Origin of the sequence: Bradyrhizobium semiaridum (genome assembly GCF_020329505.1) — a bacterium.
Lineage (GTDB): Bacteria > Pseudomonadota > Alphaproteobacteria > Rhizobiales > Xanthobacteraceae > Bradyrhizobium > Bradyrhizobium semiaridum.
In genome coordinates this window covers 224,594-240,881 of sequence record NZ_JAGKJJ010000007.1, presented here as the reverse complement: position 1 = coordinate 240,881, position 16,288 = coordinate 224,594, and the positions used below count along the sequence as shown (strand labels likewise).

General features: G+C 66.3%; 15 protein-coding genes. 5 read left to right on the top strand and 10 right to left on the bottom strand.

All coding sequences use genetic code 11. From position 1 onward, the window contains the following. Positions 1-140: 140 nt before the first annotated feature. From J6500_RS11790 to J6500_RS11775, 4 genes are read left to right on the top strand one after another with little or no spacing between them, the layout of a single operon-like run. Positions 141-1,100 (top strand): ABC transporter permease, encoded by a 960-nt coding sequence (locus J6500_RS11790; protein ID WP_225712858.1) that lies wholly within the window; start codon positions 141-143, stop codon positions 1,098-1,100. Then, positions 1,066-1,986 carry an ABC transporter permease gene (locus J6500_RS11785; RefSeq protein ID WP_225712857.1) on the top strand — a complete coding sequence of 307 codons (921 nt, stop codon included), beginning with the start codon at positions 1,066-1,068 and terminating at the stop codon, positions 1,984-1,986. Before J6500_RS11790 ends, J6500_RS11785 begins: the two co-directional genes overlap by 35 nt. Beyond that, entirely contained in the window at positions 1,983-2,963 is a 981-nt protein-coding gene (locus J6500_RS11780) for an ABC transporter ATP-binding protein (RefSeq protein WP_225712943.1), read from the top strand. Before J6500_RS11785 ends, J6500_RS11780 begins: the two co-directional genes overlap by 4 nt. Next, positions 2,960-3,928, top strand: coding sequence for an ABC transporter ATP-binding protein (locus J6500_RS11775; RefSeq protein WP_225712856.1), 969 nt, complete (start codon positions 2,960-2,962; stop codon positions 3,926-3,928). Before J6500_RS11780 ends, J6500_RS11775 begins: the two co-directional genes overlap by 4 nt. Positions 3,929-4,478: 550 nt before the next feature. On the opposite strand, the gene J6500_RS11770 is transcribed toward J6500_RS11775, so the two are convergent. Then, positions 4,479-5,435, bottom strand: coding sequence for a LysR family transcriptional regulator (locus J6500_RS11770; protein ID WP_225712855.1), 957 nt, complete (start codon positions 5,433-5,435; stop codon positions 4,479-4,481). A gap of 99 nt (positions 5,436-5,534) precedes the next feature. Between J6500_RS11770 and bla the strand changes: the two genes are divergently transcribed. Beyond that, positions 5,535-6,434: a class A beta-lactamase gene (gene bla / locus J6500_RS11765; RefSeq protein WP_225712854.1), complete on the top strand. Its 900-nt coding sequence runs from the start codon at positions 5,535-5,537 to the stop codon at positions 6,432-6,434. Positions 6,435-6,538: 104 nt separating this feature from the next. On the opposite strand, the gene J6500_RS11760 is transcribed toward bla, so the two are convergent. From J6500_RS11760 to J6500_RS11720, 9 genes are all read right to left on the bottom strand, one after another. Continuing rightward, a complete protein-coding gene (locus J6500_RS11760) occupies positions 6,539-7,477 on the bottom strand; it encodes a carbohydrate kinase family protein (protein ID WP_225712853.1) in 939 nt (312 codons plus the stop codon). Positions 7,478-7,490: 13 nt separating this feature from the next. Continuing rightward, positions 7,491-9,146, bottom strand: coding sequence for an FGGY-family carbohydrate kinase (locus tag J6500_RS11755; protein WP_225712852.1), 1,656 nt, complete (start codon positions 9,144-9,146; stop codon positions 7,491-7,493). A gap of 27 nt (positions 9,147-9,173) precedes the next feature. After that, on the bottom strand, positions 9,174-9,947 hold the full coding sequence (locus J6500_RS11750; RefSeq protein ID WP_225712851.1) for an SDR family NAD(P)-dependent oxidoreductase: 774 nt from the start codon (positions 9,945-9,947) through the stop codon (positions 9,174-9,176). Between the two features lie 82 nt (positions 9,948-10,029). Then, positions 10,030-11,037, bottom strand: a complete 1,008-nt coding sequence (locus J6500_RS11745; protein WP_225712850.1) for an ABC transporter ATP-binding protein — start codon at positions 11,035-11,037, stop codon at positions 10,030-10,032. A gap of 16 nt (positions 11,038-11,053) precedes the next feature. Beyond that, the gene (locus J6500_RS11740) at positions 11,054-11,884 is read right to left on the bottom strand and encodes a carbohydrate ABC transporter permease (RefSeq protein ID WP_225712849.1); all 831 of its coding nucleotides are present in this window, start codon (positions 11,882-11,884) and stop codon (positions 11,054-11,056) included. 4 nt (positions 11,885-11,888) lie between these two features. Further along, entirely contained in the window at positions 11,889-12,761 is an 873-nt protein-coding gene (locus J6500_RS11735; protein WP_211984440.1) for a carbohydrate ABC transporter permease, read from the bottom strand. Positions 12,762-12,980: 219 nt separating this feature from the next. Beyond that, a complete protein-coding gene (locus J6500_RS11730) occupies positions 12,981-14,294 on the bottom strand; it encodes an ABC transporter substrate-binding protein (protein WP_225712848.1) in 1,314 nt (437 codons plus the stop codon). Positions 14,295-14,657: 363 nt separating this feature from the next. Next, positions 14,658-15,611 (bottom strand): sugar-binding transcriptional regulator, encoded by a 954-nt coding sequence (locus J6500_RS11725; RefSeq protein ID WP_225712847.1) that lies wholly within the window; start codon positions 15,609-15,611, stop codon positions 14,658-14,660. 9 nt (positions 15,612-15,620) lie between these two features. Further along, positions 15,621-16,286 (bottom strand): HAD family hydrolase, encoded by a 666-nt coding sequence (locus tag J6500_RS11720; protein WP_225712846.1) that lies wholly within the window; start codon positions 16,284-16,286, stop codon positions 15,621-15,623. Positions 16,287-16,288 lie beyond the last annotated feature (2 nt).

Genomic DNA, 16,288 nt, shown 5'->3' with positions numbered 1-16,288 from the left:
TGCGGTCCGAGGTGAGTACGTCGAGAATCCCCCTCACCCGGAATTCAAGCCATGCTTGAATTCCGACCTCTCCCCGCGAGCGGGGCAAGGTGAAGTCCTTCTGTTTGGAAGCTGCGTACGAGCGTTAGTCCGATAATCCCATGAGTCAGTACATCCTGCGTCGCCTGATGATCGCGATTCCGAGCCTGCTCGGGATCTCGCTCGTGCTGTTCGTCGTGCTCGCCCTGGCGCCGGGCGATCCGTTCGGCGAGCTCGCCACCAATCCGAACGTGCCGCCCGAGGTGCAGGCCGCGCTGCGCGCCAAGTTCGGTCTCGACGACCCGATCTATCTCCGCTATTTGCACTGGCTCGCGGCGATGGCGCAGGGCGACTGGGGCTTCTCCTTTGTCAGCCGAATGAATGTCGACACCCTGATCCTGCAGCGGCTGCCGACCACGCTCTACGTGATCGGCTCGGCGCAGCTGCTGGCGCTGGCGATCGCGATTCCCGTGGGCGTCTACGCCGCCACCCGGCCCTATTCGATCTTCGACCAGATCGCCAACACCTTCGCCTTCATCGGCTTCTCGCTGCCGACCTTCTTCACCGGCATCCTGTTCATCCTGATCTTCTCGGTGAAGCTGGACTGGCTGCCGTTCGTCTATTCGACCGACATCAAGGCGACCGGCATCGCCTGGGCGCTGGAGATGATCCGGCAGGCGATCATGCCGGTGATGGTGCTCGGCCTGTTCCAGGCGGCGTCGATGACCCGCTTCGTGCGCTCAGCGATGCTCGACGTGATCCGGCTCGACTACGTCACCACCGCCCGCGCCAAGGGGCTCGGCCAGGCCAAAGTGATCGTCAAGCACGTGATGCGCAATGCGATGATCCCGGTGGTCACGCTGATCGCGCTGCAAATGCCGGCCGTGTTCGGCGGCGCCATCGTCACCGAGCAGATCTTCCGGATTCCCGGCATCGGCTCGCTCCTGATCTCTTCAATCCTCGCCAATGACACGCCGGTCGTGATGGCCGTGACCTTCGTCTTCGCGTGTCTCGTGGTGCTGTTCAACCTGATCGCAGATGTCCTCTATGGCTGGCTTGACCCTCGCATCTCCTTCCGCTGAGCCGCGCCGCGGCTACTCGCCCTGGCGCGAGACCTGGCGGCGCTACCGCCGGCATAAGCCCGCCGTGGTCAGTGCCGTGCTGCTGCTGCTCCTGATCCTCGCCGTCGTGCTCGGGCCGTTCGTCTGGCGCATCTCGATCTCGGATATGGACGTCGTCGCCGGCCTGCAGGGGCCGTCGCTGGCGCATCCGTTCGGCACCGACGATCTCGGCCAGGACATCCTCGCCCGGATGATCTATGGCGGCCGCATCTCGCTCGCGGTCGGGCTTGCCGCGATGTTGGTCTCGGTGTTCGTGGGAACGCTGATCGGTGCGCTGGCCGGCATGTCGCGCGGCCCGCTCGGCTACGCGCTGATGTGGCTGACCGACCTGTTCCTGTCGCTGCCGCAACTGCCGCTACTGTTGATGCTGATCTACCTGTTTCGCGACGGGCTGAAGGCGGTGTTCGGCCCCGAGGGCGGCATCTTCATCCTGATCGTGCTCGTGATCGGCGGCCTGCGCTGGATGCCGGTGGCGCGGCTGGTGCGCGCCCAGTTCCTCTCCTTGCGCGAAAAGGAGTTCGTCGAGGCCGCACGCGCGCTCGGCGCCAGTCCGACCAGGCAGGTGGTGCGCCACATCCTGCCCAATGCGCTCGGCCCGGTGATCATCGCCGGCACCATCGACGTCGCGGCGGCGATCATCGCGGAATCCACGCTGTCGTTTCTCGGACTCGGCTTCCCGCCCGATACCCCGACCTGGGGACGCATCCTCTATGACGCCAAGGATTTTCTCGACATCGGCCCGCATTGGGCGCTGTTTCCCGGCGGCGCGATCTTCATCGCCGTCGTCGCCATCAACTTCATCGGCGACGGGCTGCGCGATGCGCTCGACGCCCGCAAGGTGATCTGATGGCGCTGCTCGACATCAAGGGCTTGAAAACCCATTTCACCACCGACGACGGCATTTTGCAGGCGGTCGATGGCGTCGACATCTCGATCAACCGCGGCGAGACGCTGTGCGTGGTCGGCGAATCCGGCTGCGGCAAGACCGTCACCGCGATGTCGATCCTGAAGCTGATCGCGATGCCGCCGGGCAAGATCGTCGCCGGCGAGATCATCTTCGAGGGCCGCGACCTCGTGCCGCTGAGCTCGAGCGAGCTCGACGACATCAGGGCGAAGGAGATCGGCTTCATCTTCCAGGAGCCGATGACCTCGCTCAACCCGGTGCTGACGATCGGCGAGCAGATCGCTGAGAGCCTGCGCCGCCACGAGGCCGTGACCAAGAAGCAGGCGCTGGAACGCACCATCGAGATGCTGAAGCTGGTGCAGATCCCCAACGCCGCGGGCCGCGTGCATCATTATCCGCACCAGTTTTCCGGCGGCATGCGCCAGCGCGTGATGATCGCGATGGCGCTGGCCTGCCGGCCCAAGCTGGTGATCGCCGACGAGCCGACCACCGCGCTCGACGTCACCATCCAGGCGCAGATCCTCGACCTGTTGCAGGACATGAAGGAACGCTTCGGCATGGCGGTGATGCTGATCACGCACGCGATGGGCGTGGTCGCCGAGACCGCGCAGCGCGTCGTCGTGATGTATGCCGGCAAGGTGGTCGAGGAGGCGCCGGTCGACGAATTGTTCGGCAATCCTCGCCATCCCTACACGCAAGGCCTGATCCGCTCGATCCCGCGCATCGATCTCGACGCCGAGCACAAGACGAGACTTGAAGCGATCGGCGGCTCGGTGCCGATCCTGATCAATCCGACGCCCGGCTGCCGCTTTGCGCCGCGCTGCAAACACGCCATGAGCATCTGCGCCGAGCGGGAGCCGCGGCTGCGCGAGATCGCGCCCGGCCATCGCATCGCCTGCCATCTCGGAGACGCGCAATGAGCGAACCTCTGCTGCGCGTCAGCAATCTGAAGAAGCATTTTCCGGTGCTCGGCGGCCTGTTGTCGCGCGAGATCGGCCAGGTCTACGCCGTCGACGGCGTTTCGTTCACCGTCAACCGCGGCGAGACGCTGGGGCTGGTCGGCGAATCCGGCTGCGGCAAGTCGACCACCGGCCGCTGCGTGCTGCGGCTGATCGAGCCGACCTCCGGCGACGTGGTGTTCGACGGCCAGAGCGTGATGGGCCTCGGCGGCGGCGATCTGCGCGCCATGCGGCGCAACATGCAGCTCGTGTTCCAGGATCCGTTCGCCTCGCTCAATCCGCGCATGACTGTCGGCGCGATCCTCGCCGAGCCCTTCATCATCCACGGCACCGTCGCCTCAGCCAGCGAGCGTGACGACCGCGTCGCGAGCCTTCTGGTGAAAGTCGGGCTGAAGGCCGAGCACATGCGCCGCTACCCGCACGAATTCTCCGGCGGCCAGCGCCAGCGCATCGCGATCGCACGCGCGCTGACGCTGGAGCCGAAGCTGATCGTCTGCGACGAGCCGGTGTCGGCGCTCGACGTCTCGATCCAGGCGCAGGTGATCAACCTGCTGGAGGATCTGCAGGCCGAGTTGAACCTGACCTATCTGTTCGTCGCCCACGATCTCTCCGTGGTCGAGCATATCTCCGACCGCGTCGCGGTGATGTATCTCGGCCGTATCGTCGAGCTGGCGAAAGCGAGCGACCTCTACCGCAACCCGCAGCATCCCTATACCAAAGCGCTGCTCTCGGCCGTCCCGGTACCAGATCCCAAGGCGAAGAAGCCGCGCATCCGCCTCAAGGGCGACGTGCCGAGCCCGATGAACCCGCCGAAGGGTTGCCACTTCCACACAAGGTGCCCGATCGCCGAAGAGCGCTGCAAGCAGAGCGCGCCGGAGCTGCGCGAAGGCAGCAACGGGCATTTCGTGGCGTGCCATCTGGCGTAGCGCCCCTCTCGCTTGCGAGCCGTCGCCGGGGGCGCCGCCAAATACCGAAAAACAACCCCATGCAAAGGAGCCGAGCGGCGGGAGCCCTCGATCAGGCCGGTTGACATGTCGGGCAACTCAGGGGTATTCTTCCAATATTCCGAAATCGCGCCGACGCTACACAACTCCCCCACCGTCACTCTGAGGTGGCCGCTTCTGCAGCGGCCCTCGAAGGGTCGACGCGCACCAGCGGGGCCGACTCATCCTTCGAGACGCGCGCAAGAGCGCGCTCCTCAGGATGACGGGTTGGTTCGCTCAACTGGCTCGGTGCCATCGTCCGGCTTGCCGCCTCCGCTAAAGCTCCGGCGTGCCCGAGATCGCAAGCTTCGTCGAAGCCTTGGCGCAGACGGGACCGGGCGATCCGGTATTCCAGAGACAGTCGTTATTGAGCCGATAGGCTGCGGCGTACTGGGTCGCCCGGTCATGTGCGCATTGCGCACAGGCGGGCGACGACAGCGGTGGACAAGGACAAAGCTTCACATCGTCTCAGGCTGGCGGGGAGCGAGTTGGTTTAGCGCCGCCGCTGCTTTGCCGCCTTCGTCCTGGACTTCGCTTTGACTTTCGCCTTCGGCCGCGTCGCAGGCGCCTCCGCCTCACCCGCATCAACCCGCAGCGTCTCCAGCAGCCAGTCGCGGAAGGCGCGCATGCCTGATGTCACGTCCTTCGACTTCAGCCAGGTCAGCCAGTACGAGCCCGCCGGCACTTCGGCCGCGAACGGGCGGGTCAGCCGGCCTGTCGCCAGCTCGTTGCCGAACATCGCAACCGGCACGAGGCCAACGCCGATGCCCCGCGCAGCGGCCTCGGCCATTGCCACCGAGCTGTCGAAGATCGGCCCCTGGATCTTCGGGCATGGCGCACCGGCGACCGCGAACCACAGCGGCCACTCCTCGGCGCGGTAGGAGCGCAGCAAGAATTCCCGCGCGAGATCGGACGGCTGGCGCAGCCGCGCGGCGATGTCGGGCCGGCACACCGGCGACAGCGGCGTCGACAACAGATGGATTGCCTCGGTGCCGTGCCAGGAGCCGTCGCCGAACCGCAGCGCGAGATCGAGGCCGTCGCCGGCGATGTCGACGCGGTTGTTGTTGGTGAGCAGGCGCAGGTCGATATAGGGATAGGCGCGCTTGAAGCGGTCGATCCGCTGCAGCAGCCAGCCGGTGGCAAAGGTCGCGACGCAGCCGACGGTGACGACCTCGCGCGTGCCCTTGGCCTCGATGCGGTCGATCGCGGCGCCGATCCGATCCAGCGCGTCGGTCAGCACAGGCAGCAGCGCGAGGCCCTCGTCGGTCAGCACGAGCCCGCGCGGCAGGCGGCGGAACAGCGACGCACCCAGCGTGTCCTCGAGCTGCTTGACCTGATGGCTGATCGCGGTCTGCGTCACCCGCAGCTCCATGCCGGCACGGGTGAAGCTCAGCAGCCGCGCCGAGGCCTCGAAGGCGCGCAGCGCGTTCAGCGGGAGATGGCGGCGCATGGCGTCATGACCAAGTTTTTCTCATGCCTGGCTGTATAAATGATTGTTTGTCGATCGTCACGCCGCCCGGCAGGTTGCGGCCGTCAACGGAGAATCAAGATGCTGACGAGACGGACATTTGGCGCACGCACGCTGGGCGTTGCGGTTTCCTTCGCGCTGCCGAGATACAGCGCCGCCGCAGAGCGCGACGAGCTGACGCAGCGGCTACGGCAGGCGTTTTCCCGCATCGAGCAGGGAACCGGCGGCCGGCTCGGTGTCGCGACGCTCGATACCGAAACCGGATTGCGCGCTGGCCTGCGCGGCGACGAGCGCTTTCCGATGTGCAGCACCTTCAAGGCGCTGGCGTCGGCGGCGGTGCTGCGCCGGGTCGACCGCGGCGAATCCCGCCTCGATCAGCGCGTGCGGTTCGAGGCCAAGGATATCTTGGCCAACTCGCCGGTCACCAAGGAGCATGTCGCATCCGGCATGACGCTTGCCGAAATCTGCGAGGCCGCGATCACGCGCAGCGACAACACCGCCGGCAACATGATCCTGCGCGAGATCGGCGGGCCCGAGGGCCTGACCAGCTTCCTCCGCTCGATCGGCGACACCGTCAGCCGGCTCGATCGCTGGGAACTGGCCCTGAACGAGGCCGTGCCGGGCGATCCGCGCGACACCACCAGCCCGACCGCGATGCTGAAGAGCCTGCAGCACGTCGTGCTCGGCGACGCCCTGTCGGCAGCGTCCCGCCAGCAACTGGCGGACTGGCTGATCGCCAACAAGACCGGCGACGCAAGACTGCGCGCCGGGGTGCCTGCGGATTGGCGGGTCGGCGACAAGACCGGCACCGGCGAGCGCGGCACCTACAACGACATCGGCGTGTTCTGGCCGCCGAGCCGCAAGCCGCTCGTGGTGACGGTGTATCTGACCGGCGCGACCGCACCGGCGCAGGAATGCAACGCGGCGATCGCGAGTGTGGCGCGTGCCGTGGCTGGGGCAAGCGCGGAGAAGACGGGCTAAGTTTGCCTTGTCATGCGCTCTTTATCCCCGTCATCCCCGCGCAAAGGCTTCACCTTTGTCGCTGGAGGTGCGAACCCTTGCGAGCCTCGCCGATCCCGCACGGCCTACCAGGAATCGGGCGGCAGTTCGCGGCTGCGCGGCGGATCGGCGCCCGCGCGGGTGCAGGTAACGGCGGCGCATCGGCAGGCAAAGGTCAACGCGCGTGTCAGCTCGGCCGCCGTGATGTCGCGCAGCCGCGCTCGCGCGATCCGGTCCAGCCGGTGCAGCGCCGCCAGCAGCGCGGCCTGAAAACTGTCGCCGGCGCCGATGGTGTCGACCACCTGCACCACAGGCGCCTCGACCTCGATCAACCCAGCCTCGCGATGCCAGGCGCAGGCGCCGTTGTTGCCGCGGGTGATGACGGCGAGCGATGCACCGCCCGACAGCAGCATCTCGGCCCTTGCCGCGTAAGGCTCGTCGCCGAACAGATAGGCGAAGTCGACGTCGGACATCTTCACGATGTCGGCCTTGCCGCAGAATGTCAGCATGCGCGCGCGATAGGCGTCCTTGTCCTTGATCAGGTTCGGCCGGCAATTCGGGTCGAGCGAGATCGTCACGCTCGCACGCGCATCGTCGATGAGGGCCAGCGTCTCGGCCGCGCCCTTGTCATGGACCAGCGTGGTCGAGCCGGTGTGGATGCATTCGACGCCGTCGAGCGCAACTGTTTCACGCCGATAGGACCAGGTCCGCGACGCGGTGCCGGAATCGTAGAAGGCGTATTGCGTCTCGGTGCCGGTGACGCGGGCGAAGGCGAGCGTCGCCTGACGGTCGCTGCGGGTGGCGCGGCTGAGATCGACGGCCGAGGCCGCGGCATGATCGGCGATCATCGTGCCGAACGTATCGGTCGAGATGCCGCCGACGAAGCCGGTGGGCACGTCGAGCCGCGCCATCCCAACCGCGATGTTGAGGCAGGAGCCGCCGACCGCGGGTGTCAGCGCCTCGCGGCCATCAGCCGTCCGCGACGGCAGGAAATCGATCAGCGCATCTCCGCAGCTCAGCAGCATCGTTGCAAACACCTCAGCTCGACGGCGCCTCGCCGGGCGCCCGCTTCATCGCCTCGCGCGCGCCGCGATCGAGCTCCCGCAGCATTTTATGCACGCCGCGCTTCTTGCAATGGAAGTCCGCGAGCTCGGGCCGGGTCGGCTCGCTCAGCCGCCCGAGCGCCGACATGCCGGCCATCGCCGCGTTGATCGAACGATGCGCGCCGCTGGCGACCGCGCCCAGCATCGCGGCGCCCAGCAGCACCGGCTCCTGGGTCTGCGGCAATGCGACGGTGTAGCCTGTGGTGTCGGCCATGATCTGGCGCACCAGCGGGCTGTGGCTGGCGCCGCCGCCGATCACGATGGTCCTGCCGTTGGCGCCATGCGCTTGCAGCGCGTCGATCACGTCGGCGAGGCCGTAGGCGAGCCCGCACAGGCCGGCAACGAACAACCGCTCCATGGCTGATGCGTCAGTGTCGAGATCGAGCCCCGCGATCACGGCGCGCGATCCCGGATCGGCATAGGGCGAGCGGTTGCCGAGGAATTCCGGCAGCACATGCACATTGCGCGCGAGCAGCGCCGCAGCACCGGCGTTGCCCGCACGCGCCAGGATGCGCTTTTCGAGATATTCGATGACGTCGACACCGTCGCGCTTCGCGGCAGCCTGCATCTCGGCATGCGCCGGATGCGAGCGCAGCAGGTGATCGATCGCCGCACCTGCCGCGGACTGGCCGCCCTCGTTCAGCCAGAACCCCGGCACCATGCCCTCGAAGTATGGGCCCCAGACGCCCGGCACGAAACACGGCTCGACCGTGGTCGCCATGATGCAGGCCGACGTCCCCATGATGTAGGCGAGCCGCTGGCAGACATCGACCTCGGTGCCGGAGCCGTCGCGGCCGCCGATCGCGCCGACGCCGCCGGCATGCGCATCGATCAGTGAGGCGCCGACCGCGGTGCCCGGCATCAGGCCGAGATCGCGCGCGGCTACGTCCGACAGCCCACGGCCGAGCGGCGAACCCGGCGGCACGATCTCGCTGCCGATCCGCGCGAAGCGATCCGCCGCCAGCGCCTCGAGCGCGACCCGCTCGAGGAAGGATTCGCTCCAGCCGCCCTCGCCCGCGACATAAGTCCATTTGCAGGTCACGGTACAGGTCGAGCGCGCCAGCGATCCGGTGGCGCGAAACGAGAGATAGTCGGCGAGATCGAAGAAGTGCCCGGCGGCGTCGAAGGTGGCCGGCAGATGCCGCTTCAGCCAGAGGATCTTCGGGATCTCCATCTCCGGCGAAATGGCGCCGCCGACATAGCGCAGCACGCGGTCGCCGGTCGCATTAACGAAGTCGGTTTCGTCCATCGCGCGGTGATCCATCCAGACCACCACGTTGCGGGCGGGATCGCCGGACGGGCTGACGCTGAGCGGCCTGCCGGCGCTGTCGAGCACGACCAGCGAGCATGTCGCATCGAAGCCGATGCCCTTGACATGCTCGGCAGCGATCGCCGCCTCGCGCATCGCGTTGCGGACGGAGGCGACGCACGCCGCCCAGATATCGTCGGAAGACTGCTCGACGATATCGCCGGGCTCATGCCAGACCCGGATCGGATGCCGCGCCGATCCCAGCAATTTCCCGGCTTCGTCGAACACCCCCGCACGAGCGCTCGTGCTGCCGACATCCACACCGATGAACGCTTGCCGCATGCCCACTCCGTTCGTTGCGGGCCGAGCCTACCAGCAAGTGTAGCCGCCATCGACCAAAACGATGCTGCCGGTCATCAGGCTCGCCGCCTCGGAAGCGAGGAACAGCACGACGGAGGCGATCTCGTCGACCTGCCCCATCCGCGCCATCGGGGTTCCGCCGATCCAGGCGTCGTACATCCGCGGGCTGTTCTTCACGAAGGCGTTCAGCGGGGTCTCGATATAGGTCGGCGCCACCGCATTGACGCGCACCCCGCGCGTTGCCCATTCGGCGGCAAGCGACTTGGTCAGATGGTGCACCGCGGCCTTGGAGGCGTTGTAGAAACATTGCTCCTGCGGCTTGTTGACGATGAAGCCGGACATCGAGCCGATGTTGACGATGGTCCCCGACTTCGCCTTCAGCATGTGATTGCCGAAGGCGCGGCAGCACCAGAAGGTGCCGTTCAGATTGACGTCGATGACGTTGAGCCAGTGCTCGTCGGTCACGGTCTCGGCCGGCGTCTCGCTGCGCGCGATGCCGGCATTGTTGACGAGGATGTCGACCTTGCCGAACTTGCCGACCAGCTCGTCGGCGACGTCGGAGACCCGCTTCGAATCCGTCACATCCATCAGCGCGACATCGGCGTCGAAGCCCTTGGCCTTCAGCGCCGCCTTGGCGTCGTCCGCGACCTTGGCATCGCGGTCGCCGATAATGACTTTTGCGCCGGCCTCCGCCAGCGCTTCGGCGCAGGCAAGCCCGATGCCCTGGCCGCCGCCGGTGATGAGGGCGGTCTTGCCGCCCAACCTGAATTTCTCGAGATACATTTTCTTCTTCCTTTGCCTTTGCTCCGGTGAGCCGGCGCATCGCCCGGCCCGGGGAGGGGGATCGACCGCGAGGCCGTCCGCCTTACGCGCGGATCGCCTTTCCGCTGTCGTCGAAACGATGGATCCGCGCTTGCTCCGGGACGAGCGACACGCGATCGCCGGGGCTGAGACCGAGCTCGCCGACATAGCGCGCGGTCAGCATGCCCTGCGGCCCGGCGTCGACATAGAGGAAGGTGTCGCTGCCAAGATGCTCAGCGACCGCGACCGTGCCGTGCCAGCCGCCCTGCCCGTCGCGTTCGACCTTGAGATGCTCGGGCCGCACGCCGATCGTCGCGGCGCCCTGCCGTTTTGCGGGCTCGCCGGTGATGAAGTTCATCTTCGGCGAGCCGATGAAGCCGGCGACGAACAAATTGCTGGGCTTTTCGTAGAGCTCCAGCGGCGAGCCGTATTGCTCGATCTTGCCGCCGTTCAGCACCACGATCTTGTCGGCCATGGTCATGGCCTCGACCTGGTCGTGGGTGACGTAGATCGCGGTGGTGCCGAGCTGCTTCTGCAGCCGCGTCACCTCGAGCCGCATCTGCACGCGCAGCGCGGCATCGAGGTTCGACAGCGGCTCGTCGAACAGGAACGCCTTCGGCTCGCGCACGATGGCCCGGCCGATCGCGACGCGCTGGCGCTGACCGCCGGACAGCTCGCGCGGCTTGCGGTCGAGATAGGGCGTCAGGTTGAGCGTCGCCGCGGCGGCCTCGACCTTGCGGTTGATCTCATCCTTGGCGACACCGGCCATCTTGAGGCCGAACGCGATGTTGCCGCGCACGCTCATATGCGGATACAGCGCGTAGGACTGGAACACCATCGACAGCCCGCGTCTGGCCGGCGGCACGTTGACCACATTGCGGCCGTCGATCAGGATGGCGCCGCCGGTGACGTCTTCCAGCCCCGCGATCAGCCGCAGCAGCGTGGTCTTGCCGCAGCCGGAGGGGCCGACGAACACGACGAAAGAGCCGTCGGCGATGTCGAGGTCGGCGCCCTTGATGATGTGGACCGGCCCGAACGATTTTTGCACACCCTGCAGCGTAATCTGACCCATGGCAAAAGCCTTTCTGCTACTTGACCGCGCCGAAGGTCAGGCCGCGGACCAGCTGCCGCTGACTGAACCAGCCGAGCACGAGAATGGGCGCGATCGCGAGCGTCGACGCCGCCGACAATTTCGCCCAGAACAGACCTTCCGGGCTGGAATAGGACGCGATGAACACGGTGAGCGGCGCGGCCTCGAGCGTCGACAAGTTGAGCGTCCAGAACGCCTCGTTCCAGGCCAGGATCAGGTTGAGCAACAAAGTCGATGCAAGCCCGGGTACCGCCATCGGCGTCAGCACGTAGATCAGCTCGCGGCCGATCGTGGCGCCGTCCATCCGCGCCGCTTCCAGGATGTCCTTCGGGATCTCCTTGAAATAGGTGAACAGCATCCAGATCACGATCGGCAGATTGCCGAGGCAGAGGATGAAGATCAGCCCGCTGCGGGTGTCGAGCAGGCCGAAATTACGATAGATCAGATAGATCGGCACCAGCACGCCGACCGGCGGCATCATCTTGGTGGAGAGCATCCAGAGCAGGATATCCTTGGTGCGCTTGGTCGGCGAGAACGCCATCGACCAGGCCGCCGGGACCGCGATCAGCATTGCGATCAGCGTCGATCCGCCGGCGATGACGATCGAGTTGAGCGCATGGTGCAGGTAGTCGCTGCGCTCCTGCACCGTGGCGTAGTTCTCCGTCGTCCAGTGGAAGAACAGGAACGACGGCGGGATCGCGAACGCCTCGAGCTCGGTCTTGAAGCTTGCCAGCACCATCCAGAGGATCGGGAAGAAGATCAGGAAGCCGACCAGCCAGGCCGCCACCGTCGAGATCACCTTGCGCCGTGTCGTGACCATCCGCGCCATGACGTTACGCCTCCAGATTCCGACCGACGATACGAACGAGGAAGAAGGCGACGATGTTGGCGAGCACCACCGCGACCAGCCCGCCCGCCGAGGCGCTACCGACATCGTACTGGATCAGCGCCTGCGAATAGATCAGGAAGGCGATGTTGGTGGTCTGCAGGCCCGGGCCGCCGCCGGTGGTGACGAAGATCTCCGCGAACACCGTGAGCAGGAAGATGGTCTCGATCAGGATCACCACCGTGATCGGGCGCGCCAGATGCGGCAGCGTGATGTAGATGAAGGCCGAGAGCGCGCTCGCACCGTCCATCTCGGCGGCTTCCTTCTGCTCCTCGTCGAGCGATTGCAACGCGGTCAGCAGAATCAGCGTCGCGAACGGCAGCCACTGCCAGGAGATGATCAGGATCACGGAGAACAGCGGCGCATCGTTGAACCAGTCGATCGCCGGCAGTCCGAACAGATGCGCGATCCAGGCGAACAGGCCCGACACCGGATGCATCAGCAAGTTCTTCCAGACCAGCGCGCTGACCGTCGGCATCACGAAGAACGGCGCGATCACCATCAGGCGGACGATCGAGAGCCCGACCACCTGCTGGTCGAGCAGCAGCGCCAGCGGCACTCCGAGCAGGATCGTGATCGCGAGCACCGAGCCGACCAGCACCAGGGTATTTTGCAGCGAGGCAAGGAAGGCCGGGTCGGTCAGGAAGTAGCGGAAATTCTCCAGGCCGACGAAGGATTCGGAGCCGGGATCGAGCAGATTGTAGTGCAACGTCGCGAAATAGATTGTGAGCGCCAGCGGCACGATCATCCAGATGAACAGCAGCGCCACGGCGGGCGTGAGCAGCGTGCGTGCGAGCAGTTGGGTCTGCTGGGTCGCCATCTCCGCCTCCTTTCCAACAGCGTTTTCCAGCGAAGTGGACGCCGGTTCGCGTGAAGAAAACGCGTCAATCAAAAAACCGAAAGGAGCGACCACCCCGCTGCGGGACAGGATGGTCGCCAGTGGCCGGGCTCGGGAGGAATGAGCGGGCCGGTTGAGGCCGGGGCGCACGTCGATGGCGTCCAGGCTTCTCGTTTGAGGGTGACCTCGTTCGGAACGCCGCTACTTGATGTAGCCGGCGCGCTTCATTTCGCGTTCGGTCGAGGACTGCGCGGCCGAGAGCGCCGCGTCGACGGTGGAGGAGCCGGCGAGCGCTGCCGAGAATTGCTGGCCGACCGAGGTGCCGATGCCCTGGAATTCAGGGATCGCGGCATACTGCACGCCGACATAAGGCACCGGCTTCACCGTCGGCTTGTTCGGATCGGCGGCATCGATCGAGGCCAGCGTCATCTTGGCGAACGGCGCTGCCTTCTGATATTCGGGGTTCTGGTACAACGAGGTCCGCGTGCCCGGCGGCACGTTGGCCCAGCCCTCCTTCGACGCCACCAGCTTCGAGTACTCCTTGCTGGTCGCCCAGGCGATGAACTTCTCGGCAGCATCGACCTTCTTCGAGCCGGCGGGGACCGCCAGATTCCACGCCCACAGCCAGTTGGCGTTCTTGCCGAGCCCGGTGTTCGGCGCCAGCGCGAAGCCGACTTTGTCGGCAACCTTGGAGTCCTTCGGATTGGTCACGAACGACGCCGCCACCGTCGCGTCGATCCACATCGCGCATTTCCCGGCGTTGAACAGCGCAAGGTTCTCGTTGAAGCCGTTGGAGCTGGCGCCGGGAGGTCCGGCCTGCTTCATCAGGTCGACATAGGTCGTCAGCGTCTTCTTCCATTCCGGCGAGTTGAACTGCGGCTCCCACTTCTCGTCGAACCAGTGCGCGCCGAACGAATTGGCCATCGCGGTCAGGAATGCCATGTTCTCGCCCCAGCCAGCCTTGCCGCGCAGGCAGATGCCGTAGACGCCGCCGGACTTGTCGGTCAGCTTCTTGGCGGCATCGATGACGAAATCCCAGGTCGGGCTGTCAGGCATCTTCAGGCCGGCCTTGTCGAACAGGTCGGTGCGATACATCACCATCGAGCTCTCGCCGTAGAACGGCGCGGCATAGAGCTTGCCGTCGACCGACACCGCGTCCTTGATCTTCGGCAGGAGGTCGCCGACGTCGTAGTCCGCGCCGAGCTTGTCGAGCGGCACCAGCCAGTTCTTCTTGGCCCAGATCGGCACCTCATAGGTGCCGATGGTCAGCACGTCGAACTGACCGCCCTTGGTGGCGATGTCGGTGGTGACGCGCTGGCGCAGCACGTTCTCCTCGAGCGTCACCCATTTCACGGTGATGTCGGGATTCTTCGCGGTGAATTCGCTGGTGAGCCCCTGCATGCGGATCATGTCGCCGTTGTTGACGGTCGCCACCGTCAGCGTGGTCTGGGCGATCGAGGGGGCAGAGATCAAAAGCGCAGCCGCGCCCGCAACGGCGCAAAGGACGTTTTTCAAGGTGACCTCCCATATGCCACGTTGAGCATATGCCCACGTGTTGAGCGTATGTTCATCCCGTCGCCGGATTTTGTCAAGCGCGGGTACGGCGGCGGCGGCGGGATGGCGGGTTCCGGCACACGCTGGGAGGGAGGGAAGTTGCGGAGGCGAAACGCCGCCGCGTCCAGCGGTTTGCGGTGGAATCGCTACCGCAACGGGATTGCGCTCCCTCGCCCCGTTCTTACGCGGAGAGGGTTGGGGTGAAGGGCTCTATCCGGTGAGCACTTCGGGATTTGTTGCGCAGCGTGCCTGGCTCTTCACCCGGATCGCATCTGCGATGCGATCCGACCTCTCCCCGCAAAAGAGCGGGGAGAGGTTGAACACCTACCGTTCGAGCACGGCGCGCGCGGTCGCCTCGTCGGTGATCAGGCCGTTGACCACCCGTCCCGCCAATGCGGCCCTGATGGCCGGCACTTTTGCTGCACCGACGGCGGCGGCGATCGTGGTCGACTCCGCGGGGATCTGCGGCGGGATGCTGGTGAGACGCTTGTTGGTGCCACCCTTGATCAACCGTCCCTTGGCGTCATAGGCCCAGCCGGTCACTTCGCCGATCGCGCCGAGCCGCATCATCTCCAGCAGCTCCTCGCGAGTGACGAAGCCGTCGACATGGACCTGGGCCTTCTGGTCCATCTGGCCGATGCCGATCAGCCGCAGATCGGCCTTGGCGGCGACCGCGCGCACCCGCGCGATCGGGTCGATGCGGACCATGCGGTTGCGCTCGTCCTCGCTCGACATCAGGAACGGCAGCGGCATCGGGTAGTGCCGCGCGCCGGTGCGGTCGGCGAGCCGGCCGACGGTGTCGTAGAAACTCGCCGAGCCGTCGGCGGAGATGTTGCCGACCAGCGAAACGATCTGATGATCGGGCCGCTCGATCGGCGAGACGCGCTCGACCGCGGCGCGCACCGCGCGGCCGGTGCCGAGCGCCACGATCACAGGCGTTTCCGCGCGCAGCGTGGTCTCCAGCAAGTTGGCGCTGCGCTCGGCTATGCCAGCGGTCGACAGCGGCGCCGCGGGATCGGTCGGAACCACCTCGCAATGCACCAGTTCGAACCGCGCCTTCAGGCGGGATGCCAATTCCATGCAGGCTGCGATCGGATGCTCGAGGCGAAAGGTGATCAGCCGCTCGGCGAGGCACAGCGACACCAGGCGCTGCGCCGAGGCGCGCGACACCTGCAGCATCTTCGCGATCTCGTCCTGGGTGTGGCCCGCGATGAAATAGAGCCAGCCGGCGCGCGCCGCATCGTCGAGGCGGGATCTTTCGTTGTCGGGCGCAGCCATGATCGTGCGTCAGCCTTCCGTCCAGAAATCGGTCATCGCAGCAAAGATTCGATCTGCTCCGGCGTTCCGAAGCAGACCACTGCCATCCTGCGCGCGGTAGTGGGCGCCGCCGGTGAATCCCCAGACTTTCATGCCTGCCGCCTTCGCCGCCGTGACGCCGCTGACGCTGTCCTCGATCACCAGCGTGCGGCGCGGCGCCACAGCCATACGGGCCGCCGCGTGCAGGAACAGATCCGGCGCCGGCTTGCCGCGCGCGACCATCTGCGAGGTGTAGAGCCGCGGTCCGAAATACGCCGCAAGGCCGGTCAGCTCCAGCGAATATTTGACGCGCGCGAGGTCGCTCGACGAGGCGACGCAATGCGGCAGTTGCAGTTCATCCAGCACCGCCGCGACGCCGGCGATCGGCTTGAGCTGCGCACTGAAGGTCTCGCGGACCTTAAGTGCCAGGTCGGTGAGAAAGGTCGCCGGCAGAGGCCGGCCCGCCTGTTGGCAATACTCGATCACGGCCGCCGAGCTGCGCCCGAGAAAGAGTTCAAGCGCCCGCTCCGTGCTCATCGCAACGCCGGCCTGGCCGAGCGCGTCGGACAGGCAGCGGCAGCTCAGTTCCTCGCTGTCGACGAGCACGCCGTCGCAGTCGAAGATGACGAGATCGGTCTCGGGCAAGCGGACGTCCATCC